The organism is Aequorivita sp. IT1282, assembly GCF_058068205.1.
On sequence record NZ_JBYRHR010000003.1, the window covers coordinates 154,857 to 180,514 of the forward strand.

The 25,658-nt window shown below is 36.6% G+C and carries 23 protein-coding genes and 2 pseudogenes; 19 read left to right on the top strand and 6 right to left on the bottom strand.

What is annotated here, in order from left to right; translation table 11 throughout:
- Window position 1: 1 nt before the first annotated feature.
- Window positions 2–1,399 (top strand): annotated as a pseudogene (locus AC3RVG_RS07570) (cation-translocating P-type ATPase); the annotation flags it as partial.
- Between the two features lie 97 nt (window positions 1,400–1,496).
- Window positions 1,497–2,075, top strand: a complete 579-nt coding sequence (locus tag AC3RVG_RS07575) for an outer membrane beta-barrel protein (RefSeq protein ID WP_489690845.1) — start codon at window positions 1,497–1,499, stop codon at window positions 2,073–2,075.
- Between the two features lie 86 nt (window positions 2,076–2,161).
- Here AC3RVG_RS07575 and AC3RVG_RS07580 read toward each other — a convergent pair whose 3' ends face one another.
- The gene (locus tag AC3RVG_RS07580; RefSeq protein WP_489690846.1) at window positions 2,162–3,214 is read right to left on the bottom strand and encodes a L,D-transpeptidase; all 1,053 of its coding nucleotides are present in this window, start codon (window positions 3,212–3,214) and stop codon (window positions 2,162–2,164) included.
- 222 nt (window positions 3,215–3,436) lie between these two features.
- Here AC3RVG_RS07580 and AC3RVG_RS07585 point away from each other — a divergent pair, with 222 nt between their 5' ends.
- From AC3RVG_RS07585 to AC3RVG_RS07620, 8 genes are all read left to right on the top strand, one after another.
- A complete protein-coding gene (locus AC3RVG_RS07585; RefSeq protein WP_489690847.1) occupies window positions 3,437–4,219 on the top strand; it encodes an MlaE family ABC transporter permease in 783 nt (260 codons plus the stop codon).
- Window positions 4,220–4,972, top strand: coding sequence for an ABC transporter ATP-binding protein (locus tag AC3RVG_RS07590; RefSeq protein WP_489690848.1), 753 nt, complete (start codon window positions 4,220–4,222; stop codon window positions 4,970–4,972).
- Window positions 4,973–4,976: 4 nt separating this feature from the next.
- A complete protein-coding gene (locus AC3RVG_RS07595) occupies window positions 4,977–5,963 on the top strand; it encodes an MlaD family protein (RefSeq protein ID WP_489690849.1) in 987 nt (328 codons plus the stop codon).
- Window positions 5,964–6,013: 50 nt separating this feature from the next.
- Window positions 6,014–6,646, top strand: a complete 633-nt coding sequence (locus AC3RVG_RS07600) for a Crp/Fnr family transcriptional regulator (protein ID WP_489690850.1) — start codon at window positions 6,014–6,016, stop codon at window positions 6,644–6,646.
- A gap of 105 nt (window positions 6,647–6,751) precedes the next feature.
- The gene (locus tag AC3RVG_RS07605) at window positions 6,752–7,411 is read left to right on the top strand and encodes a peroxiredoxin (RefSeq protein WP_489690851.1); all 660 of its coding nucleotides are present in this window, start codon (window positions 6,752–6,754) and stop codon (window positions 7,409–7,411) included.
- A gap of 28 nt (window positions 7,412–7,439) precedes the next feature.
- A complete protein-coding gene (locus AC3RVG_RS07610; RefSeq protein WP_489690852.1) occupies window positions 7,440–7,928 on the top strand; it encodes a c-type cytochrome in 489 nt (162 codons plus the stop codon).
- A gap of 26 nt (window positions 7,929–7,954) precedes the next feature.
- The gene (locus AC3RVG_RS07615) at window positions 7,955–8,545 is read left to right on the top strand and encodes a methyltransferase domain-containing protein (protein WP_489690853.1); all 591 of its coding nucleotides are present in this window, start codon (window positions 7,955–7,957) and stop codon (window positions 8,543–8,545) included.
- 78 nt (window positions 8,546–8,623) lie between these two features.
- Entirely contained in the window at window positions 8,624–9,964 is a 1,341-nt protein-coding gene (locus AC3RVG_RS07620; RefSeq protein WP_489690854.1) for an MBL fold metallo-hydrolase, read from the top strand.
- On the opposite strand, the gene upp is transcribed toward AC3RVG_RS07620, so the two are convergent.
- The gene (upp, locus tag AC3RVG_RS07625; RefSeq protein WP_489690855.1) at window positions 9,965–10,618 is read right to left on the bottom strand and encodes a uracil phosphoribosyltransferase; all 654 of its coding nucleotides are present in this window, start codon (window positions 10,616–10,618) and stop codon (window positions 9,965–9,967) included. It lies immediately after the preceding gene.
- Window positions 10,619–10,881: 263 nt separating this feature from the next.
- Between upp and AC3RVG_RS07630 the strand changes: the two genes are divergently transcribed.
- The 3 genes from AC3RVG_RS07630 (at window position 10,882) to AC3RVG_RS07640 (ending at window position 16,871) form a co-directional block, all read left to right on the top strand.
- The gene (locus tag AC3RVG_RS07630; RefSeq protein WP_489690856.1) at window positions 10,882–11,217 is read left to right on the top strand and encodes a hypothetical protein; all 336 of its coding nucleotides are present in this window, start codon (window positions 10,882–10,884) and stop codon (window positions 11,215–11,217) included.
- A 145-nt stretch (window positions 11,218–11,362) separates the two neighbouring features.
- The gene (locus AC3RVG_RS07635; RefSeq protein WP_489690857.1) at window positions 11,363–15,694 is read left to right on the top strand and encodes a CusA/CzcA family heavy metal efflux RND transporter; all 4,332 of its coding nucleotides are present in this window, start codon (window positions 11,363–11,365) and stop codon (window positions 15,692–15,694) included.
- 10 nt (window positions 15,695–15,704) lie between these two features.
- Window positions 15,705–16,871, top strand: a complete 1,167-nt coding sequence (locus AC3RVG_RS07640) for an efflux RND transporter periplasmic adaptor subunit (RefSeq protein ID WP_489690858.1) — start codon at window positions 15,705–15,707, stop codon at window positions 16,869–16,871.
- 157 nt (window positions 16,872–17,028) lie between these two features.
- Here the strand turns inward: AC3RVG_RS07640 and AC3RVG_RS07645 are convergent, their stop codons facing one another.
- On the bottom strand, window positions 17,029–17,781 hold the full coding sequence (locus AC3RVG_RS07645) for an arylesterase (RefSeq protein WP_489690859.1): 753 nt from the start codon (window positions 17,779–17,781) through the stop codon (window positions 17,029–17,031).
- 27 nt (window positions 17,782–17,808) lie between these two features.
- Here AC3RVG_RS07645 and AC3RVG_RS07650 point away from each other — a divergent pair, with 27 nt between their 5' ends.
- Both AC3RVG_RS07650 and AC3RVG_RS07655 read left to right on the top strand, forming a co-directional pair.
- Entirely contained in the window at window positions 17,809–18,498 is a 690-nt protein-coding gene (locus AC3RVG_RS07650) for an ABC transporter ATP-binding protein (protein ID WP_489690860.1), read from the top strand.
- A 47-nt stretch (window positions 18,499–18,545) separates the two neighbouring features.
- Window positions 18,546–21,038 (top strand): ABC transporter permease, encoded by a 2,493-nt coding sequence (locus AC3RVG_RS07655; RefSeq protein ID WP_489691205.1) that lies wholly within the window; start codon window positions 18,546–18,548, stop codon window positions 21,036–21,038.
- 113 nt (window positions 21,039–21,151) lie between these two features.
- Here AC3RVG_RS07655 and AC3RVG_RS07660 read toward each other — a convergent pair whose 3' ends face one another.
- The 3 genes and pseudogenes from AC3RVG_RS07660 to AC3RVG_RS07670 form a co-directional block, all read right to left on the bottom strand.
- Window positions 21,152–21,364 carry an ACT domain-containing protein gene (locus tag AC3RVG_RS07660; protein ID WP_489690861.1) on the bottom strand — a complete coding sequence of 71 codons (213 nt, stop codon included), beginning with the start codon at window positions 21,362–21,364 and terminating at the stop codon, window positions 21,152–21,154.
- A 2-nt stretch (window positions 21,365–21,366) separates the two neighbouring features.
- Window positions 21,367–21,549, bottom strand: coding sequence for an ACT domain-containing protein (locus tag AC3RVG_RS07665; RefSeq protein ID WP_489690862.1), 183 nt, complete (start codon window positions 21,547–21,549; stop codon window positions 21,367–21,369).
- A 113-nt stretch (window positions 21,550–21,662) separates the two neighbouring features.
- Window positions 21,663–21,938, bottom strand: a pseudogene (locus AC3RVG_RS07670) (winged helix-turn-helix transcriptional regulator); the annotation flags it as partial.
- A gap of 50 nt (window positions 21,939–21,988) precedes the next feature.
- Between AC3RVG_RS07670 and AC3RVG_RS07675 the strand changes: the two are divergent.
- The 4 genes from AC3RVG_RS07675 to AC3RVG_RS07690 all read left to right on the top strand — a co-directional run bounded on the left by AC3RVG_RS07675 (window position 21,989) and on the right by AC3RVG_RS07690 (window position 25,585).
- Window positions 21,989–22,666, top strand: coding sequence for a hypothetical protein (locus tag AC3RVG_RS07675; RefSeq protein WP_489690863.1), 678 nt, complete (start codon window positions 21,989–21,991; stop codon window positions 22,664–22,666).
- A gap of 333 nt (window positions 22,667–22,999) precedes the next feature.
- Window positions 23,000–23,560, top strand: a complete 561-nt coding sequence (locus AC3RVG_RS07680; RefSeq protein WP_489690864.1) for a hypothetical protein — start codon at window positions 23,000–23,002, stop codon at window positions 23,558–23,560.
- A 184-nt stretch (window positions 23,561–23,744) separates the two neighbouring features.
- Window positions 23,745–24,632, top strand: coding sequence for a hypothetical protein (locus tag AC3RVG_RS07685; RefSeq protein WP_489690865.1), 888 nt, complete (start codon window positions 23,745–23,747; stop codon window positions 24,630–24,632).
- Between the two features lie 392 nt (window positions 24,633–25,024).
- Window positions 25,025–25,585 carry a hypothetical protein gene (locus AC3RVG_RS07690; RefSeq protein ID WP_489690866.1) on the top strand — a complete coding sequence of 187 codons (561 nt, stop codon included), beginning with the start codon at window positions 25,025–25,027 and terminating at the stop codon, window positions 25,583–25,585.
- The last annotated feature ends 73 nt before the right edge of the window (window positions 25,586–25,658 follow it).

The window sequence follows — 25,658 nt, forward strand, 5'->3', positions numbered from 1 at the left end:
AAATTTTAAAATGGTTCATGAATATCCGTTGAGCGGTAAACCCCCAATGATGACCCATATTTTTGAAAATGAATCGGGTAATCGTATAATTGCTGCAAAAGGCGCACCCGAGGCATTGATTGCTGTTTCAAATTTAAGTGAAGTACAAAAGGAACTTCTCAAACAAAAAATAGAGATTTTGGCTACCCAAGGGTATCGTGTTTTGGGGGTTGGAACTTCGCATTTTGAAGGAACCAATTGGCCCAAAAAGCAGCAAGATTTTAAATTTGAGTTTAAGGGATTAATCGGTTTTTATGATCCTCCAAAGAAAAACATTTCAAAGGTGTTTCAAGATTTTTACAATGCGGGAATAGAAGTAAAAATTATTACTGGAGATATCGCTGAAACTACTGCTGCCATTGCTAAAAAAGTGAATTTCAGAGGTTCCGAAGAAGTTGTTTCGGGCGATGAACTTGTAAAATTGAATACTGCTGAACTGCAGAAAATTACTTCAGAAAGAAACATATTTGCACGAATGTTTCCCGAAGCAAAGTTGAAAATAATCAATTCGCTTAAAGCACAAGGTCACATCGTTGCGATGACTGGCGATGGCGTTAATGATGGTCCCGCGCTAAAAGCTGCTAATATTGGCGTGGCGATGGGAAAAAAGGGAACTGAAATAGCAAAACAATCTGCGTCGCTCATACTTGTAGACGACGATCTTTCCAAGATGGTAGCGGCAGTGGCGATGGGTAGAAAAATCTATTCAAATTTAAAAAAAGCCATTCAATATATAATTTCAATACATATTCCTATTATTCTTACTGTCTTTATTCCACTAGTGTTGGGATGGGTTTACCCCAATATTTTCACACCAGTACACGTTATTTTGTTGGAGCTAATAATGGGACCAACTTGTTCTATAGTCTACGAAAACGAACCGCTGGAAAAGAATTCCATGCTTCAAAAACCGAGACCTTTTTCTAGTACGTTTTTCAATTGGAATGAACTTTTTACAAGTATAATTCAAGGATTGGTAATAACTGCAGCTATACTCATTGTTTACCAAATTGCGGTCAATAACGGCGCCAATGAAGCGGTTACTCGCACAATGGTATTTACGGCACTAATAAGCGCAAACATTGCTTTAACATTCGTAAACCGTTCTTTTATAAATTCAATTTTCACCACTTTTAAATACAAAAATAACTTGGTGCCTATTATCATTGGAATAACCGCAGGTATAACTTTGGCGCTTCTTTTTATACCATCATTTACTAGATTTTTTCAATTTGAAAGACTTGGTCTAAATCAGTTAAGCATTAGCGTTGGGATTGGTTTTTTAAGCGCGTTATGGTACGAAATAGTAAAATGGTGGAAACGTCAACAACTCGCGAATAATTCTAACTTAACACAATAGTGTGTGTTAAGTTATTGGGAAACAATGTTTAAATGATTTTTGTCATTCCGTAGAATTTATATTCAAGCTAATTTTGAATTACAACTAATATTCTAATATGAAGAGATCTAGTTTTATAATCGCGGCGACAATTCTGCTAATTTCATTTACTGTGAACGCACAGGAAAAATGGACCGTAGAATTTAGGCCGGCGCTTAATTTTCCTACTAGTAATATGGGAAATATTGATGCGAAAGTCGGTTTCGGATTTGAATTAACTGGCGCTTATAAAATTATGCCACACTTGTCTGCTTATGCGGGTTGGGGATGGAATGAGTTTAAAGGAGAAGATAATTTCTCAACAGAAGAAATTACTTTTCAGGAATCTGGATATATGTTTGGGCTTCAGATTATCCGGCCCATTGGTACTTCTTCATATTCGTATTTGGCAAGGGCTGGCGTGATTTACAACCTTATAGAATTGGAAAATAATGCTGGCACCATTTCCGAAGAAACCAGCTACGGCTTAGGATGGCAGCTTGCAGTGGGCGTTGATTATGAGTTTACCGCTAATCTATCTTTACGCCCAATGTTTCGGTACCGCTCGCTGTCAAGAGATTTGGAAATTGCAAATGTTTCAACGGAACTAAAGCTTAATTATATTTCTTTTGGAATAGGGTTGGCGTGGGATTTTTAAATTTTGAAATGTTTCGCTCATTCGCTGTATTAGCACGATAATATTTCGATTCAATAAATATTAGTTTTAATGTTTCACTTTAACTATTAGTTGTTTAAATCGCCACAATCGCAAACGTTTACAGTTTTTCCATCCATAGCTTCAAATGCAGCTTCAATGGTTTCTCTTCTGTACGTTTTATTCTCAAAACCAGGATAAATATTTTCGAATTGAACGTCTTTCCCATCCGCATCTTTTCCCGATAAATCGTATCTAATAACCACTTTCGTTTCTAAAGGAGCATAGTAATACACAATCCAAGCATCAGATTCTCGTAAGCCAATACAACCATTGGAATAGGCTTTACCCAAGGTCTCCAAATTGGTGGTAGGGTGAATAAGTTGCCCAAAACGGCGACCGTCAATTTCTGGTTCTATCCAAGGAATTGCAGGAAGCTCCGTAACCTTCTTATCATCCCGATTTGTTTTGAAATACCTATGGTTGTCCTTCGGATTGATAAACCATGGTTTTTTATTAACTCTAACGATTTTTCCTATGCCAGGTTTTGTACGCATATCTACAACGCCCTTTGCCATGGCTAAGTAACGCTTGTTATTTTGGCCAACTCTAACAGGAAACTTCTTTATAACCTTTCCATCTTCTATAATACGAAGTTTATACTCCGGAATATTTATATCTAGATAGGTGTTTGCCATAACTTTTCTAATATTTTGAGTTTGTACAGAATCTGGAATCAGCAGTGTTTGTCCTTCATAAAGTGCATTCAATGCTTGAGAATCTTCGTTGAAAATTCCTCTATCCATTAAGTAATAATAATCTGTATGTGCCAGCGTGTCCATAATCCACTTGTTGTTATGCACGATAATATACTCATCAATAGCATAGTTGTGGTTTTCATTATAATCGGCAACAATACTATCCATCCACTTAAAATATTTGCGAATAGGCACATCTTTATTCACGACTATTTCAATCGGTATTGGAATATTTTGTTGAATAATACTGTTAATTTCAACTAACTCACTATCCGTTTCAATTGACGTGTTTTGGTCAACAGATTTCGCATCATTGATCACTTTATTGCTATTTAAGCAGCCAATAAGTAAGAAAGAGAAAGTGAGTAATAAGATATTTTTCATTTGTTAGATTCGTTGTTTCTTTTTGCGAAACTAATTCATTTACAGTAAATTAGTTCAGCTTTATTAAAAGTCAAACCTAAGCAGTTATTAATCAAAATGGTATGACATTAGTCAGTTTAGGGCTATTTCTTTTTAGATGAGTTCATCTGTTAAAGACTTGATATGCTGACTAAAATCATATTTATAGCACATAACGAACACTACATTTGAATTTTACTTTTTATGAATAAATCCACTTCTGTAGTATCCAACACGAAATCATTCTTTGCCGAAATCGGCGATATGACTTTGTTTGCTGGGCGTTTTTTCAGGGAAGTATTTAGTCCGCCATTTGAATTTAAGGAATTACTTCGCCAGTGTTACAACATGGGCAATCGCTCCTTGCTTTTGGTGGGTGTAACTGGTTTTATTTTAGGGTTGGTATTTACACTGCAGTCACGGCCTACTTTAATGCAGTTTGGCGCACAATCTTGGATGGCTTCCATGGTGAGTCTTTCCATAGTTCGCGAAATAGGGCCCGTAATAATCGCACTTATTTGCGCGGGCAGGATTGGTTCCGGAATTGGCGCCGAGCTTGGCTCTATGCGTGTTACAGAGCAGATAGATGCCATGGAAGTTTCAGGCACTAATCCCTTTAAATATTTAGTAGTTACGCGTGTTGTAGCCACTACATTAATGCTGCCATTATTAATAATTATGGGAGATGCAATTGCACTTTTTGGCTCTGCTTTAATCGAAAATTTAAAAGGAGATGTTTCCTTTTTGCTCTATTTTAATCAGGTTTTCGATGCCTTAAAATTTGGCGATATAATTCCGGCAACCGTAAAATCGGTTTTTTTCGGTTTTGCCATTGGCTTGGTAGGATGTTATAAAGGCTATAATTGTGCAAAAGGAACCGTTGGGGTGGGAGAGGCATCAAATAGTGCAGTAGTTTATATCTCGATGCTACTATTTATTATCGATTTTATTGCTGTTTTTGTAACCGATATCTTTTTTGAAATATAAATGAATTCTGAAGAAAACATAAAACCAGTACTCGAGTTAAAAAACCTTCAAAAAAGTTTTGGAGACATTCACGTCCTCAAAGGTTTCAACCTAAAACTTTTTAAAGGAGAAAACTTGGTAGTTATGGGAAAATCGGGTTCGGGAAAATCGGTCATGGTAAAATGTTTGGTGGGTTTAATTCAGCCCGACAGCGGTAGTATCAGAATAAAAGATCAAGATATTATTACAATGGGACATAAGGAATTGGACATTCTTAGAACCGAAATAGGCTTTCTTTTTCAGGGAAGCGCATTATACGATTCTATGACTGTGCGCGAAAATCTGGAATTTCCATTGCGGCGTCATAAAGATAAAATTGAAAATTTTCAAGGAACTGAAATTTTAGTAAAAGAAGCTTTGGAAAATGTTGGCTTATCAAAGGCTATAGATTTAATGCCCGCCGAACTTTCTGGCGGAATGCAGCGACGTGTTGCTTTGGCTAGAGCATTAATTCTGAAACCAAAAATTATAATGTACGATGAGCCTACAACGGGTTTGGACCCGATTACGGCAAAGGAAATTATTGAGCTAATGCGAAGTATTCAAGAAAAATATAATACCTCCTCCCTTATTATCACGCACGATGTGGATTGTGCGAGAGTAATCTCAAATAGAATGATTTTATTGGTGGATGGAATCAATTATGCAGAAGGTACTTTCGAGGAGCTTTCACAATCTAAAGATCCTCAAGTACAAGCATTTTTTAAAAACTAATAGTATGGAAAAATCAACTTCACAAAAAATAAAGGTCGGTGTTTTTGTAGTCATCGGCACAGTACTTCTTATAGCTGCTCTTTATTTTATTGGAAGCAAGCAGCAAATGTTCAGTAAAAATATTGAAATCTATGCCACGTTCTCGAACGTAAACGGGTTAACCTTGGGTAACAACGTGCGTTATTCAGGAATTAACATCGGTACAGTAAGCAATATAGAAATGGTAAATGAAGGTAACATCACCTTCCAAATGACAGTGGAAGAGAAAACTTCAAAATTCATTAAAACAGATGCTATTGCTTCAATCAGTTCAGACGGGTTGGTTGGTAGCATGGTGGTAAACATCATTCCAGGGAAAGAGGAGCATGCAAGACAGGTGGTTTCTGGTGATACAATTAAAATCTACAATAAAGTTAGTACAGATGAAATGCTTTCTACGCTAAACACTACCAATGAAAATGCCGCCTTATTAACTGCTGATTTATTGAAGATAACAAACCAAATAGTTGCAGGTAAAGGTACTTTGGGTGCATTGGTGAACGATAGTTTGATGGCAAAAGATATACAGCAATCTGCGGAAGAACTTAAAAATATGACTTCGGGAGCAACCGAGATAATTACTCAAATCAAGACTATTATTTCCAAAATAAATTATGACGAAAGCGCCGCAGCCGTGCTTTTGAGCGATACAGTTTCAAAAAATCAACTTCAGAAAGTATTTGGAAATCTTGAAAAATCTAGTGATAATATTACAGAAGTAACAAAAATTTTGGAAGAATATATTAACGAAATTAAATCTGGAAAAGGAGCATTAAATCAAATTACTCAAGATGAAGTTCTGGTGAAAAATATTGATTCTACAATGGTTAACGTAAAGGAGGCAGCCGAGAAATTGAATGAAAATATGGAAGCATTAAAGCATAATTTTCTTTTTCGAGGATATTTCAACAAACTGGAGCGACAGCAAAGGCGAGAAGCCAAGAAAAATTAGTTTTATTTCGGTATTTTCGTTCTTTTAAATCCAACCAAAATAAATGTGGCATGCTCAATAATTTAAAAGAAAATTTTTCCAATATTTTTGAAGAAGCCCTCATCGAGGAAATAAATCAAGTAGGGACTTTAAAAGAAATAAAAGAAGGTGAAAAATTAATCGAAATCGGCGATTATGTGCGGTCTATGCCACTTTTGATTTCGGGCGCCGTAAAAATTTTGAGGGAAGATGAAAATGGCGATGAATTATTGCTTTATTTCTTGGAGCGTGGAGACACTTGCGCCATGACTTTAACCTGTTGTTTGGGACAAAAGAAAAGTGAAATTCGCGCCATTGCAGAACTTGATACTACCTTAATAATGATACCCATCCAAAAAATGGAAGAGTGGACGGGTAAGTATAAAAGCTGGCGTAATTTTGTATTCCAAAGTTACCAAGAACGCCTTACTGAGATGCTCGAAACCATTGATAGTATTGCCTTTTACAATATGGATGAACGTTTGGTAAAATATCTTCAGAACAAACAAAAGGTTACGAATGATTCTGTGATTAATTCTACACATCAGGAAATAGCTTACGAACTTCACACTTCGCGCGTGGTGGTTTCGCGTTTATTGAAAAAATTAGAAACGCTAGGTAAAATCGAACTTTTTAGAAACAGTATTAAGATCATTTCGCTTTAATTTCATACTCTAATTTTTAAAAATTTTGTTTGAAATGTAACTATTGTTACTGCCAGGCGGGTTGTCATTGGTTACCTTTATAATTCAAAATTATGTAAATAAATTATGGAGAATCAAGATACCAAAGAAACAACGTCAATGCCCAGAATTGGCGATATTGCGCCAGATTTTACAGCCAAAACAACTACGGGCGAAATAAAACTTTCAGAATTCGCAAAAGATAAGTGGATACTTATGTTTTCGCATCCAGCCGATTTCACACCTGTTTGTACTACTGAGTTAAGTGGTTTTGCTACTCGTAAACCCGAATTTGACGATTTAAATACCGAATTGTTAGGATTGAGTATTGACAGCATTCACTCTCACTTAGGGTGGGTAAGCAATGTGCGCGAAAAAACTGGAGTCTATTTTAACTTCCCAATCATTGCCGATATAGATATGAAAGTTGCCAAACTTTATGGCATGCTACAGCCCAATGAAAGTGAAACCGCGGCCGTTAGGGCAGTTTTCTTCATAGATCCAAACAAGAAAATAAGGTTGATTATGTATTACCCGTTAAATGTGGGTCGTAATATGAATGAAATTTTGAGAGCACTAGAAGCTCTGCAAACTTCAGATAAATTTGGTGTTGCAATGCCTTTAGATTGGAAAAAAGGTGATAAAGTTATCGTTCCACCGCCAAAAACTTTAAAAGAGATGGAAGCACGAATAAATGATGATTCAGTAGAAAAAATCGATTTTTATTTGGCGAAAAAATCACTTTAATTTTTAATTGATTCTTAAAAGTAAACTTATGAAATTAATCGCATTAGCTATTTTAGGAAGTATTTTATTTGCTTGCAATACGCAATCCAAAGAGAAATATTCCAGTATAAACAATGACTCGAAAGATTTGGCATTTGCTGAATTTCAAGAGCATCCAGGAAAGAAATTGATGGAGAATAACTGTTATGTTTGCCACAATCCGAAATCTTCTGAAGACCAAATGATGGCCCCGCCTATGGTAGCTGTGAAAATGCATTATATTACTGACGATACTTCAAAAGAAGAATTTATAGAGTCTATGGTTGCTTGGTCTAAAAAACCTTCCGAAGAAATATCTAAAATGCCCGGGGCGATTAAAAAATTTGGAATGATGCCTTACCAATTCTTTCCAGAGAATACGATTCGAGAAATTGCCGATTATATATATGATAATGAAGTAGAAGAGCCAGAATGGTTTCAAGAGCATTTCGGTAAAATGCACGGTAAAGGTTCTGGAATGAAAAAGGATAGAGAGTAACTATACAAAACCTGCTCGATAAATATATGGATAGCAAAAATTTAGACGAATCGTTTTGGAGTGGGAGATACATTTCGGGCGAAATGGGCTGGGATATTGGCTATGTTTCAACACCCTTAAAAGAATACATCGATCAACTTTCAGATAAAAATTTAAAGATTTTGATTCCAGGAGGAGGGAGCTCTTATGAAGCCGAATATCTTGTAAACAATGGTTTTACCAATGTTTCGGTGGTCGATCTTTCTTCAATTCCGCTAAAAAATTTAAAAGAACGCGTGCCATTGTTTCCAAAGGAAAATCTACTACACTCAGATTTTTTTGAATTAGATAATACATTCGATCTTATTTTGGAACAAACCTTTTTTTGTGCATTAAATCCATCACTTCGCGAAGATTATGTAAAAAAAATACACCAATTACTAAAACCCAACGGGAAACTTGTTGGGCTCCTTTTCAATATTCCACTCAATAATGATAAGCCACCTTTTGGAGGAAATAAAGAGGAATACCGTTCGCTTTTTGAAACTAAATTCAAAATTGAAAAAATGGAGACGGCTTATAATTCAATCCCAGAGAGGGAAGGAAACGAGCTATTCTTTAAAATTAGAAAGCAATAGTTTTAAAATTTTGTTATAATTCTGCACTTCTTTTTAAGGTCTAAGAAGACTTTCATAAATTCATAAAAAAATATAGTTATGAAAATCAAACAATTTGAATATAAGCCACTTTCACATTATTCGTACGCAATTATTTGTGATGGAAAAATGGCTCTGGTTGATCCCGAAAGAAACCCAATTCAGTATTATAAATATGCCGAAGAAAATGACGCTAAAATTGTCGCTGTTTTTGAAACGCATCCACATGCCGATTTTGTGAGTTCGCATCTTCAAATTCATAATGAAACCGGAGCTAAACTATATTGCAGCGAAAAAACTGGTGCAGATTATCCGCATGAACCTTTTGATGATGGCGATGAAATTATAATGGGAAACAGCACATTTAGGGCAATTAATACCCCAGGCCATTCCCCAGACAGCATTACAATAGTTGCCTCAGCAGAAAATAAAACCGCACTTTTTACGGGTGATACGCTTTTTGTAGGAGACGTTGGCCGTCCAGATTTACGTGAAAAGGCAGGTCATGAAATAGCAAAACGCGAGGATTTGGCGAAAATGATGTATGATTCTATTCAAAATAAATTCTCTGATTTGCCAGATACTGCTTATGTGTATCCCGCGCACGGGGCAGGTTCACTCTGCGGAAAAGGGATGAGCGCAGACGCTTCGTCCAGCACCCTTGGAAATGAGCGAGTGGGTAACTGGGCTTTCAAAAAGCAAACCGAAGAACAATTTGTAAACCATTTGTTAGACTCCCAACCTTTTATTCCCCATTATTTTGGGTATAATGTGGACGTAAACAAAAACGGTGCAAAAAACTTGCGTGCTACTTTAGGTGAAATTGAATATAAGGTAGCTATTAGCACGATAAAAAACGAAGTTTTAATAGTAGATACTAGGGATGAAGAAGATTTTAAAAAGCATCATTTACCAGGCAGTATAAATATTATGGCCATTTCTGCAACTTCGAAGTTTGAAACTTGGTTGGGTTCCATTATTCGACCGGAGGAAAAGTTTCATTTAGTCGTAGATTCTATAGAAAATGCCGAAAACATCCTGCAACGCACAGCAAAAATTGGCTATGAAGTAAATGTAAAATCTGTATTCACCATAGAAGTAAAGGATTTAGAAAAATCTGATAATTTCAATTTAGAAGATTTCAAAAACAATACTGAAAATTATACTATTGTAGATATTCGCAATGATAGCGAGGTTGCCGAAGGTAAATTTTTCGATAGTGCAATTGCTATTCCGCTACACCAATTACGCGAAAAGGCTGATGAAATACCAACAGGCAAACCAATAGTAGTGCATTGTGCGGGCGGTTATCGCAGTGCAGCTGGATATAGTATTCTTGCGAAAGTTCTGAAATCGAAAAAAGTTTTTGACCTGAGCGATAACGTCGAGGATTTTAAATAATCACAGTTTTTGACCAAAACAAAGGTCACCGGCATCGCCAAGTCCGGGAAGAATGTAGCCGCGATTATCTAATTTATCGTCCACGGTTGCAATCCAAAGATGGGTGTTTTCTGGAAAGATATTTTCTATGTATTCAATTCCGGGTTTGGCGCCAATAATTGAAAGTATATGAATTTGTTTCGGTGTACCGTGACTTTCAAATGCTTTAAGCACATTTTCCAAAGTTTTACCCGTGGCCAGCATTGGGTCGGTAAGCACTAAAGTTTTTCCTTCAATAGAGGGAGAAGCTAAATAATTTACAATTACTTCAAAGTCGTCGCTATCATTTGGATGGTGGCGATACGCAGAAACAAAAGCATTTTCCGCACGATCGAAAAAATTAATTATTCCATTGTGGAGTGGCAATGCAGCTCTTAAAATGGAGCAAACCACCATATCATTTTCGGGTACTTGCATTTCCTTTTCTCCCAAAGGTGTTGTTATAACTTCAGTTTTATAAACAAGCGTTTTACTCATTTCGTAACTGAGAATTTCACCAATGCGTTCAATGTTTTTTCGAAAGCGCATCGAATCTTTCTGGATGGAAACATCGCGCATCTCCAAAATAAACTGATTGAGGATTGATTTTTCGTTACTGAAATCGTGTATTATCATATACTTTGAGTGAATTGGTACGAAGTTAAAATTTCTTGTTGACGAACGGAATAATTCAGCCTATATTTTTTGAATTCACTATATTTTCAAATTTCTAAAACTGTGCTATTTTTACTATTGCGTTAAGGGGCAAATAGAGTTAACAGCTAAATTGATGTTTATCATAATTTATCTCGATATAATTCAATAGTTTTGCCTTAGTGAAAATATTACTAACCATATCGCTCTCTTTTCTCGTTTTTTTCCAAAGCGCAGGGCTTGGTATGTCAGATATTTTTCTTTTCGGCAGGTTTATGGAGCACGCTGAATATCATTCAGATAATTACGGCGACGACTTCGCGACCTTTTTCCAAAAACATTATGGCTCTTTAAAAACAGAACATCAAAAAAATCATAACGAAGAAGAGCAAGAACACCAAGAGCTACCTTTTCAGCATATTTCTTGCCATCACATTACAACTGATATTGTAATTGTACCTTTTGAAATTGCTATTATAAAAGACGATTTGTTCATTGCCCATTCTCACACTTTCTATTACCAAAATTTATATTCTTCTTTGGAAAAGGTTTCTATTTTCCAACCCCCAAAATTTGCATAACTAAATAGACCACTTTGGAAATATAAATTTCCAATTACTTCTATGGTCACTATTTACCGTTTTTTTTAAAGCGGATAAAATCAATTTTTAGTATTTCATTTTTCAGCGAATATTTTCGTTGAAAAGGATAAATCTTTAATTAGTTATGCTCTCAAAAATCATTCAATTTAGCATTGCAAACAAACTCATTATTGGGTTGTTTACGCTTGTGTTAATAGGCTTTGGCGTGTTTTCACTTACCCAATTATCTATTGGTGCGGTTCCTGATGTTACCAATAATCAAGTACAAGTAATTACCACTTCGCGTAACCTGTCTACTCAGGATATGGAGCAATTTATAACCTATCCCGTGGAACTCGAAATGGCGAATTTGCCAGGAGTGACGGCAATTCGTTCCACCTCAAAATTTGGACTTTCAGTAGTTACCATAGTTTTTGAAGAAAGCATGGGCACCTATTTGCCAAGACAGCTTATTGCAGAAAAAATTCAGTCTGCGGCAGAGAATATTCCCGAAGGTTTTGGCACTCCGCAGATGGGTCCAATAACCACCGGACTGGGCGAAATTTATCAATATATTCTAGATGTAAAACCTGGGTTTGAAGATCGATATTCAAACATGGAACTTCGCACAATTCAGGATTGGATTGTAAAAAGGCAGCTTTCCGGAATTCCTGGGGTAGTAGAAGTAAACACTTGGGGCGGTCATTTAAAGCAATATGAAGTTGCAATAAATACGCACAAACTCAACGCAATGGATATTACGGCGCAGGAGGTATTTACAGCTTTGGAGAAGAACAATAGCGTTTCTGGCGGCGGTTATATTGAAAAGGAAAATCAGGCCTATTTTATTCGCGGAGAGGGTTTAGCTTCTTCTTTGGAAGATATCGGGAACATCGTTGTGAAAAACGATAATGGCTTTCCAATTTATGTGAAAAATATCGCAAAGGTACAATTTGGAAGTGCCCCTCGCTTTGGCGCAATTACCGGAAACGGTGAAGGTGAAAAAGTCTTGGGACAAATTATGATGTTGAAAGACGGCAACTCAAACCAAGTAATCGAAGATGTAAAAAAACGTGTGGCTGAAATTGCAGAATCCCTGCCCGAAGGTGTTTACATCAATCCAGTTTTAGACCGTAGCGTGCTAATTGGTAAAACCACGTTCACCATTGCCGAAAACCTTATTCTGGGAGTGCTTATCGTAATTTTTGTAGTGGTGCTTTTATTAGGAAATCTCCGCTCGGGACTCGTTGTAGCTTCGGTTATACCGTTGTCTTTGCTTTTCACTTTATCGTTAATGTATATTTTCGGCGTAGATGCAAATTTAATGAGTCTTGGCGCGATTGACTTCGGAATTATTATTGACGGAGCGGTTATTATAGTTGAGTTTGTAGCGTTTCAAATAAGTACAAATGCTTCAAAACTAAACGCACTTTCTTCCGAAGAAAAACAAATAGCAAAAGATAATCTCACAGCAAAAAGTTCTTCAAAAATGATGAATTCTGCCATTTTCGGGCAGCTTATTATTTTGATTGTTTTTATTCCAATCCTATCACTTAGCGGGGTAGAGGGCAAAATGTTTAAACCAATGGCGATGACTTTTAGCTTCGCATTGTTGGGGGCAATGTTGCTTTGCTTTACGTATGTGCCTGTGGCAGCAGCGGTATTTTTAAAACCTACCGAAGTTTCAAAAAGAAATATTTCAGTTAGAATAATGACTTTCCTAAACCGTTTTTACGAACCAACAATTCGTTGGGCATTGGGTGCTAAAAAGTTGGTTTTAGGCGTTGCGGTTTTAATTCTTATTTCAACAATTTATCTTTTCACAACTATGGGCGGCGAGTTTGTGCCAACGCTCGATGAAGGCGATTTTGTAATTCAACCTGTACTAAAAACGGGTACTTCTCTCAGTAATACGATTGCTATAACGACGCATATTGAAAAAATCCTTTTAGAAAATTTCCCAGAAGTAGATCAGGTGGTAAGCCGCATTGGAGCTGCCGAGGTTCCCACAGACCCTATGTCTATGGAAGAAAGTGATGTTATTGTTACTCTTAAACCAAAAAGCGAATGGGTTTCGGCAAGCAGTAAAAATGAATTGGCAGATAAATTTAAAGAAGCTTTGGCGATAATCCCGGGAATGGAAGTGGAATTCACCCAACCCATTGAAATGCGTTTTAACGAGCTTATTACAGGGGTGCGGGCAGATATTGCAATCAAAATTTTTGGTGAAGATTTGGATGTGCTTAACAATAAGGCTAATGAAATAAAGAGTCTTGTTGAAAATGTTGATGGCGCCGATGATATTACAGTGGAAAAAGTAGTGGGTCTGCCAGAGATGAATGTGAAATTCGATCGAGCTAAAATTGCTCGTTACGGCCTCAATATTGAAGATTTAAACGAAATGATTGCAATGGGTTTTGCAGGTAAATCTGTGGGAAGCATTTTTGAAGGAGAAAAACGCTTCGATCTCGTGGTGCGGCTTGACGAAAACAACCGTCGCGATCTTTCAAATCTGCAAAATCTGTATGTAGATACACCTACTGGCGAAAAGGTTCCGTTGCGCGAACTTGCTGAAATAAAATATACCAAAGGCGCGGCAAAAATATCGCGAGACGATACCAAACGCCGGATTGTAGTTGGCATCAACGTACGTAGTCGCGACTTGCAAAGTGTTGTAGACGATGTGCAAAAATTGATTGACGATAATGTAAAGCTCCCCGTGGGCTACAGTATAGATTATGGCGGGCAGTTTGAAAATCTTCAAAGCGCGAAAGATAGATTACTGTTTGCGGTGCCAGTGGCATTAGTGCTAATTTTCTTCTTGCTTTATTTCGCCTTTAATTCTGTAAAGGAAGCATTGATGATTTATTCCGCAATTCCACTAGCTGCAGTAGGTGGTGTATTGTTACTGTGGATTCGCGATATGCCTTTTAGTATTTCGGCTGGGGTTGGATTTATTGCTCTTTTCGGGATTGCCGTCCTCAACGGAATTGTTTTAATAGAACATTTTAAAGAACTTAAAAAAGAGGGAATGACAGATAAAAACGAACTTATCGTGCACGGCGCTAAAAATCGTCTACGAGCGGTTTTGCTAACGGCTTCCGCTGCGGCGCTCGGCTTTTTACCAATGGCTATTTCAACCAATGCAGGTGCCGAAGTACAAAGACCTTTGGCAACTGTTGTAATTGGCGGTTTAGTAACTGCAACCATTTTAACTTTGGTTGTGTTGCCGGTGCTGTTTTCAATTTTCGATTCGGATAAAAAGATAAAGATTCGGAAATCTAAAAGAAAGACTTTACCGATGATAACTATTTTGTTTTTCCTCGGTTTTTCGGGAATAGCGCAAGAAAAGTCGAATAATTTGAACGATTTGCAGCAAATGGCTTTGGAAAATAATGCAGGTTTAAAAGCATCTTCACTTCAGGTTGATGAAGCAGACGCTTTGATAGGAAGTGCTTTCAACTTCGATAAAACCAATGTGTTTTATGAGTTTGACGAAAATAATATGGGGCCAAACAATGAGCCGCTTAAGATTTTTGGCGTGCAGCAAAACTTCCTATTTCCAACGGTTTATTTCGCAGAGAAAAATGTAAATAAACGCCAGTTTGAAATGCAAAGCAGCCAATACGAAATTCAGAAACGCAAAACTGATGGGGTGGTTGCAGCTGCATATTATCAATTTCAATTTGAGAAAAATAGAGAACGCGTTTACGAAAGTTTGGACAGTTTGTATCAAAATTTTGCCCACGCTGCCCAGCGTCGTTTTGAATTGGGAGAAACCAATTATTTAGAAAAAATAACCGCCCGCGCCAAACAACGACAATTAGAAACCGATTACAGGCAGAGTAAAGAGGATGTGAAAATTGCAATGTCGCGTTTAAAAACAGTCGTTCAATCTAAGGATAGTTTGCTGATTGCGGCGCAGCCATTGGAGAAATTGCAACTATCGCTTTCAGATTTGCAAGCACATCCGGCGATAGATTATTACGAAAACAGAAATGAATTTTATCAAGCAAAACAAAGTCTCGAAAAGCAACATTTGCTGCCAGACATTAGCCTTACTTATTCGCTGGGAAGTAATTCTGGATTGAACGAGAATCTGTATGGATACCAAATTGGTCTAAAAATTCCGTTGCTTTTTAGTGGGAATGCTTCAAAAATAAAAGCTTCGAAAATTGCTTCGGAAGTAAGTCTGCAGCAAACGGAAGATTATAAAATTCATTTGAATTCGCGGAGAGTTCAATTGCTGAATGAAGTTTCAAAATATGAAGAAGCACTTCTATATTATGAAACCGAAGGAAAATCACTTTCCGAAGAAATTCTAAAAACGGCAAATATCAGTTTCAAAAATGGTGAAATAGACTTTTTTCAATACATCTTAAGTCTTGAAAACGCTTACGAAATTGAATTGCAACATCTAGAAAACCTCAATAAATACAATCAAGCGGTTATCGCAATCAACTATTTAATTCTATAAAATAATAATTATGAAATATATAAAATCACTTTTGTTGCTTTTGGTACTTGTTTCGGTGTCCTGCAACAATTCAAATAAAGAAGAAGCTTCCTCAGAAATCAGTAAAGAAGTAACCGATTCTGGGAATATTCATCTTTCCAAAGCGCAATTCGAAAACGCAAAAATGGAAATCGGCCAACTCACCGAACAACCTTTTGCAGAAATAGTGCAAACCAGCGGAATGATTGACGTGCCGCCACAGAGCAGAGCGATTATAAGCGCGTTTGCTGGCGGATATATTAAAAACACGCCCTTATTAATTGGCAGTAAAGTTAGTAAAGGACAGCGTTTGGTAACGCTGGAAAATCCTGAATTTATAACGATGCAGCAGAATTTTTTAGAAACCGCAGAGAAGCTTTCGTATTTAAAATCTGAGTACGACCGACAGAAAATAATGATGGATGAAAAAATTACTTCACAAAAGAGTTTTTTAAAGGCCGAAAGTGAATATAGATCTAATTTGGCGCGTTACAACAGCTTGAAGAAAAACCTAGAAATGTTGAATATAAATGCTGCTTCGGTGCAAGCGGGCAATATTGTTTCGCAAGTAAATATTTACAGCCCTATTGACGGCAATGTAACCCAAGTTTTTGTGAATACGGGCACCTATGTTTCGCCAGCCGATAAGATTATGGAAATTATGAATACCGACCATATTCACTTAGAACTGAAAGTTTTTGAAAAGGATTTAATGCAACTTAAAAAGGAACAGGAAATACTATTTACGGTGCCCGAAGCTTCAAAAGAAACCTTTAATGGCGGAGTGCATTTAGTTGGCACTTCCATAGACCCAACTTCGCGCGTGGCTTTAATTCACGGTCATATTGAGGAGAAAGACGAGCATAACTTTACAGCCGGAATGTTTGTGGAAGCACAGATTATTACGGGCACGAAAAACCAAATGGCGCTTCCCGAAAATGCTATTGTTGAAATGGATGGCAAAAAATATGTTTTGATAATTGAAAACGAAAATGACGAAGAGTTTGAAATCCACCAAATGGAAGTTAAAATAGGACCCACATATCGCGGTTTTACAGCTATTGAAAACAGTTCCGAAATTAAACCCGACAGCAGGTTTTTAATTAAAGGTGCTTTTGTGTTATTGAAGGAAGAAGGTGGCGGAGGACATAGTCACTGATGAAATCGAAATCGAAATCGAAAGTGAAATCGAAATTGGGCTGAAACTCGAAGTTTGAGTGTTTTTTAATTGTTCAGGTATTGTTCGTGAAAAGGTGCTTTTTGCGAACAATACGCGAACAATGGCAACATTGATTTCAATAAATGAATTTTAAAATTTAGGATTCAGAATTAAGCACAGGAGCCAGTACTTCCCAAACGGTATTCGCTAATATTTTATGCCCCTCAGCCGTGGGATGTATCCCGTCATTCTGATTTAATTCTTTAATGCCGCCTACATCTTTCAAAATAAAAGGAATAAACTCAAGACTGTTTTCTGAAGCAAGATCAACGAAAATAGCTTTAAATTGTGTTGTATATTCCTGTCCCATATTGGGTGGCAATTGCATTCCCGCCAAAACAATTTTTGTACTGGGGCTTTTCGCTTTTACCGCATCTATAATTGCTTGTAAATTAGCTTTAGTTTCAGTTATAGCTACACCTCGCAACCCGTCATTTGCGCCAAGTTCTAAAACGAATACATCAATATCTTGGTTTAGAATCCAATCGATTCTACTTTTTCCGCCAGCGGAAGTTTCACCACTCACTCCAGAATTTACAACTACATAATTCAACTCTAAAGAATCAATTTTAGACTGTATAATTCCGGGAAAGGCATCATTAGTATCATTTAAGCCATAACCGGCAGTAATGCTATCGCCAAAAAACAATATGGTTTTGCTTGAAGTGTTTTCTGTAGTCTCATTTTCAGTAGTAGCATTTTCGTCAGTAACTACAGTTGCTTTTGATTTTGTGTCATTTCCACAGGATATCACCACAAAAACCAGTACGAAATAACAAAACTTTATGAGGTTTCGGTATTTGTAAACTGTACTATTCAAAAGGGTTTCTTTAATTTTGGGCTTCGGCATAAGGTCGGTAATTATTATAAAATTTAAATGGCAAAGATATTAAAGATTAACGGGCTGGAGAAGACTTATAAAAGTGGTTCTAAACAATTAACAGTCCTTCAAAATGTTTCTTTCGACGTTGAAAAAGGACAAACATTCTCCATCGTCGGTCCCTCAGGTAGTGGAAAAACCACACTATTAGGATTAGCGGCAGGCTTAGACACCCCTAGCGCTGGCACGGTTGAATTATGCGGTCATATTTTAAACACGCTAAATGAGGACGAACGCGCCCATCTTCGAAATGAAGAAGTGGGTTTCATTTTTCAAGACTTTCAATTATTGCCAACATTAACGGCCCTAGAAAATGTAAGTGTGCCTTTAGAGCTGCAAGGCGCCGAAAACGCAAATAGCAGAGCAAAAGAACTTTTAGAAAAGGTTGGATTGGGCGATCGTGTGCATCATTACCCTTCACAATTATCTGGTGGTGAGCAGCAGCGTGTTGCTGTAGCAAGAGCATTTTCCAATAGCCCTTCAATTTTATTTGCAGACGAACCTACCGGGAATCTAGATGAAGAAACTGGCGAGAAAGTAATTCAGTTGCTTTTCAACCTTAATGAAGAGACAGGAACAACGCTGGTGATTATTACCCACGATTTAGATTTAGCTGCAAGAACACAGCAAATTTTAAGATTAAAAGGCGGTAAGATTTTAACGAACGAAACAACTGTAAAAATTTGAACAAGTCACCGTTAAAATCGAATAGCAACACCGCCTGGCTTTTTAAAATGGCCTGGCGCGATGCAAAGGCAAGTAGGGCGCGATTACTGCTTTTTATGGCTTCCATTATCTTAGGAATTGCTGCCGTAGTTTCCATTCAACTTTTCAGCCAAAACCTAACAGCCAATATTCAACGGCAATCAAAATCTTTGATGGGTGCCGATTTTATTATTGATACTAAGCAGCTTCCTAATGAGCGCGCTCAAGCAATTATTGATTCTCTAAAACCCGATGCTTCCGAAGTAAATTTTGTGTCCATGGTTGCTTTTCCGAAAAACGACGGTACTAAATTAGTGCGTGTTCGTGGTTTGCAAGGCGATTTTCCATTTTATGGCACCCTTGAAACAGCACCTGTTAGCGCAGCAACTACCTATCAAGTTTCTGGGGGAGTTTTAGTAGATGCAACTTTAATGTTGCAATATAATCTTCAAGCTGGCGACTCGATTAAAATAGGCGAAATAACCTTGCCCATTGCGGGGGCATTAAAAGCTATACCGGGCAATACGGCGGTTTCAAGTTCTATTGCACCCTTGGTAATTATACCTTTTCAGTTTATTGAGGCCACAGAATTGTTACAATTCGGAAGTCGAAAAGAATATCAGTTTTTTTACAAGCAACCCAATACAGATTTGGTGGCTTTGGAAGCACAGTTACAACCGATGCTCGAGGCAGAAGATGCCGACTTAGATACGCACACCAGCACCAGTAGCAGATTGGGGCGACGTTATGACAATGTAGGATCGTTCTTAAATCTAACCGCTTTTATTGCGCTATTGCTAGGCTGTGTAGGTATTGCCAGTTCGGTGAATATTTACATCAAAGAAAAAATAAAGGCTATTGCAGTTTTAAAATGTTTAGGCGCGTCCAGAAAACAAAGCTTTTTAATTTTCTTAATACAGATTGCGGGAATAGGAATCTTAGGAGGAATTATAGGAACCGCAATAGGAGTAGGGCTTCAAGAACTTTTCCCCATAGTATTAAAAGAGTTTTTACCTTTCGATCTTACAATTAGCATTACCGCCCAACCATTAATTATGGGCGTTTTCTTGGGCTTAGTAATGTCGGTTTTGTTTGCTTTACTGCCTTTATTGCGCACTTGGTACGTTTCGCCATTAGAAGTGCTACGATTTAGTGGCGAATCTTCAAAGCAATCACAGTTGGCCAAATATGCTGTTATTGCCGTAATTGTCTTGTTTTTATACGCCTTTTCCTTTTGGTTGCTGCAAGATTGGTTATTTGCGCTAGCCTTTATCGGTGGAATTATGGTAACCTTCGGGATACTTTCAGGAATTGCAATTGGTAGCATGAAATTGGTTAAAACCTATTTTCCGAAAGGAGCAGGATTTACTACACGGCAAAGTCTGCTCAATTTATTTCGTCCCAACAACCAAACTATCGTGTTGCTTGTAGCTATTGGTTTAGGTACATTTTTAATCAGTACGCTATATTTTACAAAGGATATTCTACTGGATAAAACTGCTTTAGGACAAACCTCAGAAAGTGCGAACCTGATAACTTTAGACGTGCAACCAGATCAATTAGCTGAGGTTGTAAACACTTTTAAAGCGAATGATTTGCCAGTTTTAGACAATATTCCGCTGGTTACTATGCGAATGCACAGCATCAAAAATGAATTGGTAAACAGCTTGCGAACCGATAGTACTATCCAAATAAAAGGCTGGGTTTTAAGTCACGAATTTAGAACCACCTACCGCGCAAATCTTATAGATTCCGAAGAAATTATGGAAGGGGAGTGGGTGGCAACGCAAAAGGCAGGCGAGATTGTTCCTGTTTCCATTTCCGATAATCTTTCTGTAGATGCTGATGTTAGTGTTGGCGATTCTATTGTTTTTAATGTGCAAGGCGTACTGATGCCAACCGTAATTAAAAGCATCCGAAAAGTGGATTGGGCAAATCTGCAACCTAATTTTACAGTGCTTTTCCCTAGCGGCGTTTTGGAAAGCGCGCCACAGTTTAATGTACTAACAACCTATGCGCCCACAGAAGCCAGCTCGGCTAAGTTGCAACGCGCTTTGGTAACTAAATTCCCCAATGTGTCGGTTATAGATTTACGGCAGATGTACACCGTAGTAGAAGATATTTTGAATAAGGTTTCTTGGATTATTAATTTTATGGCGTTTTTCAGCATACTTACAGGGATTATTGTTTTGATAGGCTCTGTGCGTACCAGCAAATATCAGCGAATAAAGGAAAGTGTTTTATTGCGGACTTTGGGCGCAAAAAACAAACAGATCCTAACCATTACCGCCCTAGAATATCTATTTCTAGGAATTTTGGGCAGCCTCTTGGGAATCCTTTTGGCACTGATTAGCAGCTTGCTCTTGGCAGTATTTGTATTTGAAGAACCATTTACTCCTTCGCTAATCCCATTCTTGGTTTTTCTACCTGGAATTTCCCTATTGGTTTTGGGGATTGGGTTGAGTAATATTCGAGAGGTTTTGAGAAGCTCGCCGCTGGAAGTTTTGAGGAAGATCGGGTAAATAAATCTAGATTTTATAAAATTGAATAGTTTCTAGACCCCAAAGGTTTTTAAAACCTTTGGGGTCTTTGCGAGGGAGAGACGACTAGTTTAAGGGAATAGCAACTTGTTTCATCATTGATTTTTAGATAAGGCCGTCAAAACCTTAACTGCTTTCTCAGCGTCTTTTTTATCGACGAAAATATGATCGTGGTAATACCCAGCAATTACATTACAGCTAATATCATTTTTTGATAATTCGGTTGAAAATGCCGCTGTCAAGCCTACAGCATCCAGAGAGGAGTGAACCGTAAGCGTTATCCAAGAAGCAATATATTCATAGGTCAAGTTTAGCGCGTCTGCTTTGCTTTCGCAATAACAATCGTTGTTCCTTCTTCCTCTTTGAATTCACAAATAGTATCTTTTCGGTCAACGATACTAACGTCTTTTAAGGTTGAAAACACATACGCTCCCTCGTTCAGTTTTGGCGTCATTCCTTTTATTAATTCAGATAAATTTGTTTCTCCAGCCATTTAGTTTTTTCTTTTATATATTATTAGTGAAAGCAACGAAATAACAATTCATATACCTTCAAATATAATAAACGGAACGTACAGTAGCTGTTTTTCAACTTTTGCGAGGGGGTTTATTCTAAAATTTCGCCTTTTTCTTCAGCAACAATCTTTCCCCAATTCGCAATAGATGTAAGTACAGGAGTTAGACTTTCACCAAAAGGTGTTAAGGCATATTCAACCTTTAATGGTGGTTTTTTGGTGTGAACCTTTCGGGTTATTAATCCATCGTGTTCCAATTGTTTTAATTGCAAACTTAAGGTGCGTTCAGTGATAGTAGATATGAGTTTATGGAGTTCATTATAACGTTTTTTACCATCTACCAAATAGATTAAAATCACACTTTTCCATTAGCTACAATTTGAGACAAACATTCATCATACTAATAATTTTCAGCATTTTGTCTTGTAAACAAAAAGATAAATGTTATCCTGAATTTAAGGAAAGTCTGACTTATCTTAAGGAATATATCGAACCCAATAACAAAGAGAGGTCTATAAGTGAGATTACACGTAATATAGAAGCATTGGAATCTATTTCAGGAATAATGAATCAAGACCAAGGAAATCTAATTGGAAAAATGATGGTTAGGCAAGCGGATATTGACAAATGGGATAAATGGATTTCGGAAAAATGTCCGAATGAAAATATTTCGGAAAAAATCAAAATGGAACAAAGATATGATGATGCAGAAATCCAAGTTATTGACCTATTGCACTTGGTAGAAACTGAAAATAAAGAAGCTTTGGCGAAATTGATTGCTTATCACGGAACTGACAAAAGCAAACATCTAAAAACTCACCTTGACATAAAATCTGAATCGGAGAAAGAAATGAATCTTCGATACTTTTTATCTTTGCAAAATATCATAAATAAGTGTTACAAAATAAAGCCTCGAACTGGAAATATTGACACGGATTTTTCATTTGTGATAACAGATAGTAAAAAGGAAAATATTGGAGATTTAGAAATCATCAGAGTGAATATGAATTACTGTTTGCCAGACGAAGTGGAATGTATTGATAAAACGTTCTATTTCGACTTTGTTTTGGGAGAAAAAGAATATTTATTGACATAAATAAAGCGGAATTATATACCGAACAAAAACTGTAGCTAACACAGGTAACCGTTGCACAACCCCTTAATTTTTAAAAACCGAACCAATATAAGCCGCTTTAAGCGGCTTTGTTTTTTCTTCACATAAAAAGCCTAAAGAAACGCAAGACACATGGGTTTTTTAATATATTTGAAGCTTTGCTTCCTCGCCATATTCTCCCCACTTAATTAATCCTTGTAGGCTATGGCTGGCTTGGTTTTCGAATGCTTGGGTATTGAAAAAAATTAAAATCATAACGCACATTGCCGGATATATGCAATTGTTGTTTTGAATATACACTTGTTGTAAAACATTATGAGAAAAACATTCATATTAATTGTAATAATTCTGACATCTAATTTAGTTAATGCCCAATTTATAAAGGAAAAGTCGATTAACGTACAAATAGGATACGGCCTTAGCGCACCTAATAACAGCATAGACGAAATTGTAGCTGATGGCTTTTTTGGCCAAGGCGAACTAGTCCTTAAAGTCAAATCCTGGCTTGAATTGAGGCCATATGCAGGTTTAATTTTAACTTATTCAAACGGGAAAGATTTGAATGATAAACCAACAGATGAAAAAGCCGAATCTAAAGCGTTTTTATTAGGAGGGAAAGTAAGAGTAAGAGCACCTATACCTTATGTAGCACCATATGTAGAAATTGGAATAGGAACTTCAATTGGAAAATTCGAAACATTTACAGCTTACCATAATATTGATAAAAGTGGAATAATTTACCATATACCTTTTTCATTGGGATTAGAATTAGGTAGCACTAATAATGTTGATTTAGGATTGACCTATTATTTTCAGCCATCTGTTGAACAGTACGCTGGAGCATTTGCAGTTGGACTAACCTTTCCGTTGAATTAATAACGTTTTACAACAAACCGTATATAATTTATTGCTAGTTCTAGCTTACTTACGAATCCCAATAACAATCGGGACTCGCGGATTCTCAACTAGCCCGACAGAGTCGTTCTGGCGGGTTCGGTTATTATTTGCTAATTAAGTACTTAAACACGGAACAAACCATACATAACAACGTTACCACCATATGAAAAAAGAGTTCGTAATTTCACTAATCATTAGTCTGACATTTTTGTCTCTTGGCTTTCTATTACTTCATTACGAATTATTCGGATATGGAATATCTTTCTTTGTATTTCTACCATTTGCACTCGGATATATTTTAGGGAAATCGACATTAAAGTCGGCAAGTTTATGGGGATTGATTATCTCACTTGTAATATTCTTTATATTACTTTTTGCTGGTGGACTTGAAGGAATGGTTTGTATTTTATTGGCAATGCCTTTAATAATTGGAGCGGTAGCTCTAGGAGCACTGGTTAAATACTTGACTAACAAAAAGGGTAAGAAAGAAAATTTAATAAAAAGTTCTATTCTTCCATTGTGTCTATTCTTAACATTTGGATTTGTAGAGACTAAACTAACAGAAAACGACACTAATATTATTGAAATCAAGTCGGAAATAATTCTTCCCTATTCTTCAATGAAAGTTTACGAAACAATTAAATCAGTTGACACATTAAATGCTGAAAAGCCTTTTTTAATGAAACTTGACCTTCCAATTCCTCAAAAATGTATTTTGGAAGAAGAAAAAGTCGGAGGAATAAGAACTTGTTATTTTGAGGGTGGTTTAATAGTCGAAAAAATAACGGAACTTGAAAAAGGAAAAATTCTTAAAATGGACGTAATAGACTATCAATTGACTGGTAGAAAATGGCTTGGATTTAAAGAAGCTATTTATCTATTTGACGAGTTAGGAAACGGACAGACCAAAATGACAAGAATAACAACTTATACATCTGAATTATACCCTCGGTTTTATTGGCAACCTTTAGAAAAAATTGGAATTGAACAAGAACACGATTATGTATTTAAGAATTTAGTAATCGACCTGAAAAATAAATACGGTGAGTAACACTGTGGTTAGCAAATAGGGCGATTAGTGCCTAATCGAAAGATAGTTGTTTAATTACAAAGTCGCCAAATATTTAACGTTGGCAACAATTAAAAAATGATCTCGAATAAATTCAAAATTGAACTTCTAAAGACGAATTGGATATCTGAAAAAGGTACTCAATCGGATTTATGTGCTCACGGGCAAATGCGAGTGAGTCTAAAGGACTTTCAGCCTATTGTGTTTTTCTTGAGTAAAACATTTCACGACGACATAAATTTATCTTTTATTTGTTTCGCCACACGTAATTTAATATTTTCACTCACGAAATCGGCCTAATAGATTCGCTAACCATTGGTAGTATGTTAATGTTGTTCAGTAAAATTCTCTTTGAACTCTTGAAATTGTCTTTTGTGGGGGCATTAATTGGTTTTTATCATTCATATGATTTTATAATTGCAATTATATTAGCTGTGGTATGCGTAAAAGTATTTATAAAAACACTCAAACAAAAGAGTACTCAAAAATGGGTTTTTATGGCAGGTATGTTTTTATCAGCTATTTTGGGAATATTGGTAGAAAACTGGGGGATTGAAAATAATCATTGGAAGTATCACGATTTAGACGCTGGCAGAACTTTTCCTTATTGGTTACCCTTCGCATGGATGCTTGCTTTTATTTTTCTTTACAAGGTGGAACGAACAATTATTACCTTACAAAAAGTGACCTCTTTAAAAAGAAAGTTTCTGATAGTTTTATTGATTTCGACCTTTTTTCCTGCATTTGGGGAAGTCATTACCATTTATCTGGACGTATGGACGTATAATTGGCCATATCAAGTTTTAGGTGTCCCATTATATGCATTACTACTTTTACCGGTTTTTCATATGACTATTTCTACCGTGCTTATAATTATTTGTCAAAAATTTAATATTCAGGATCCGGTGTTTTCAATTTCAAAAAACAACTCCTAAATTCATTAATCATTATACTTTTTTTGAGAGGATTACACACCGTAGACACATACCACTAAATTGCAACATCGCA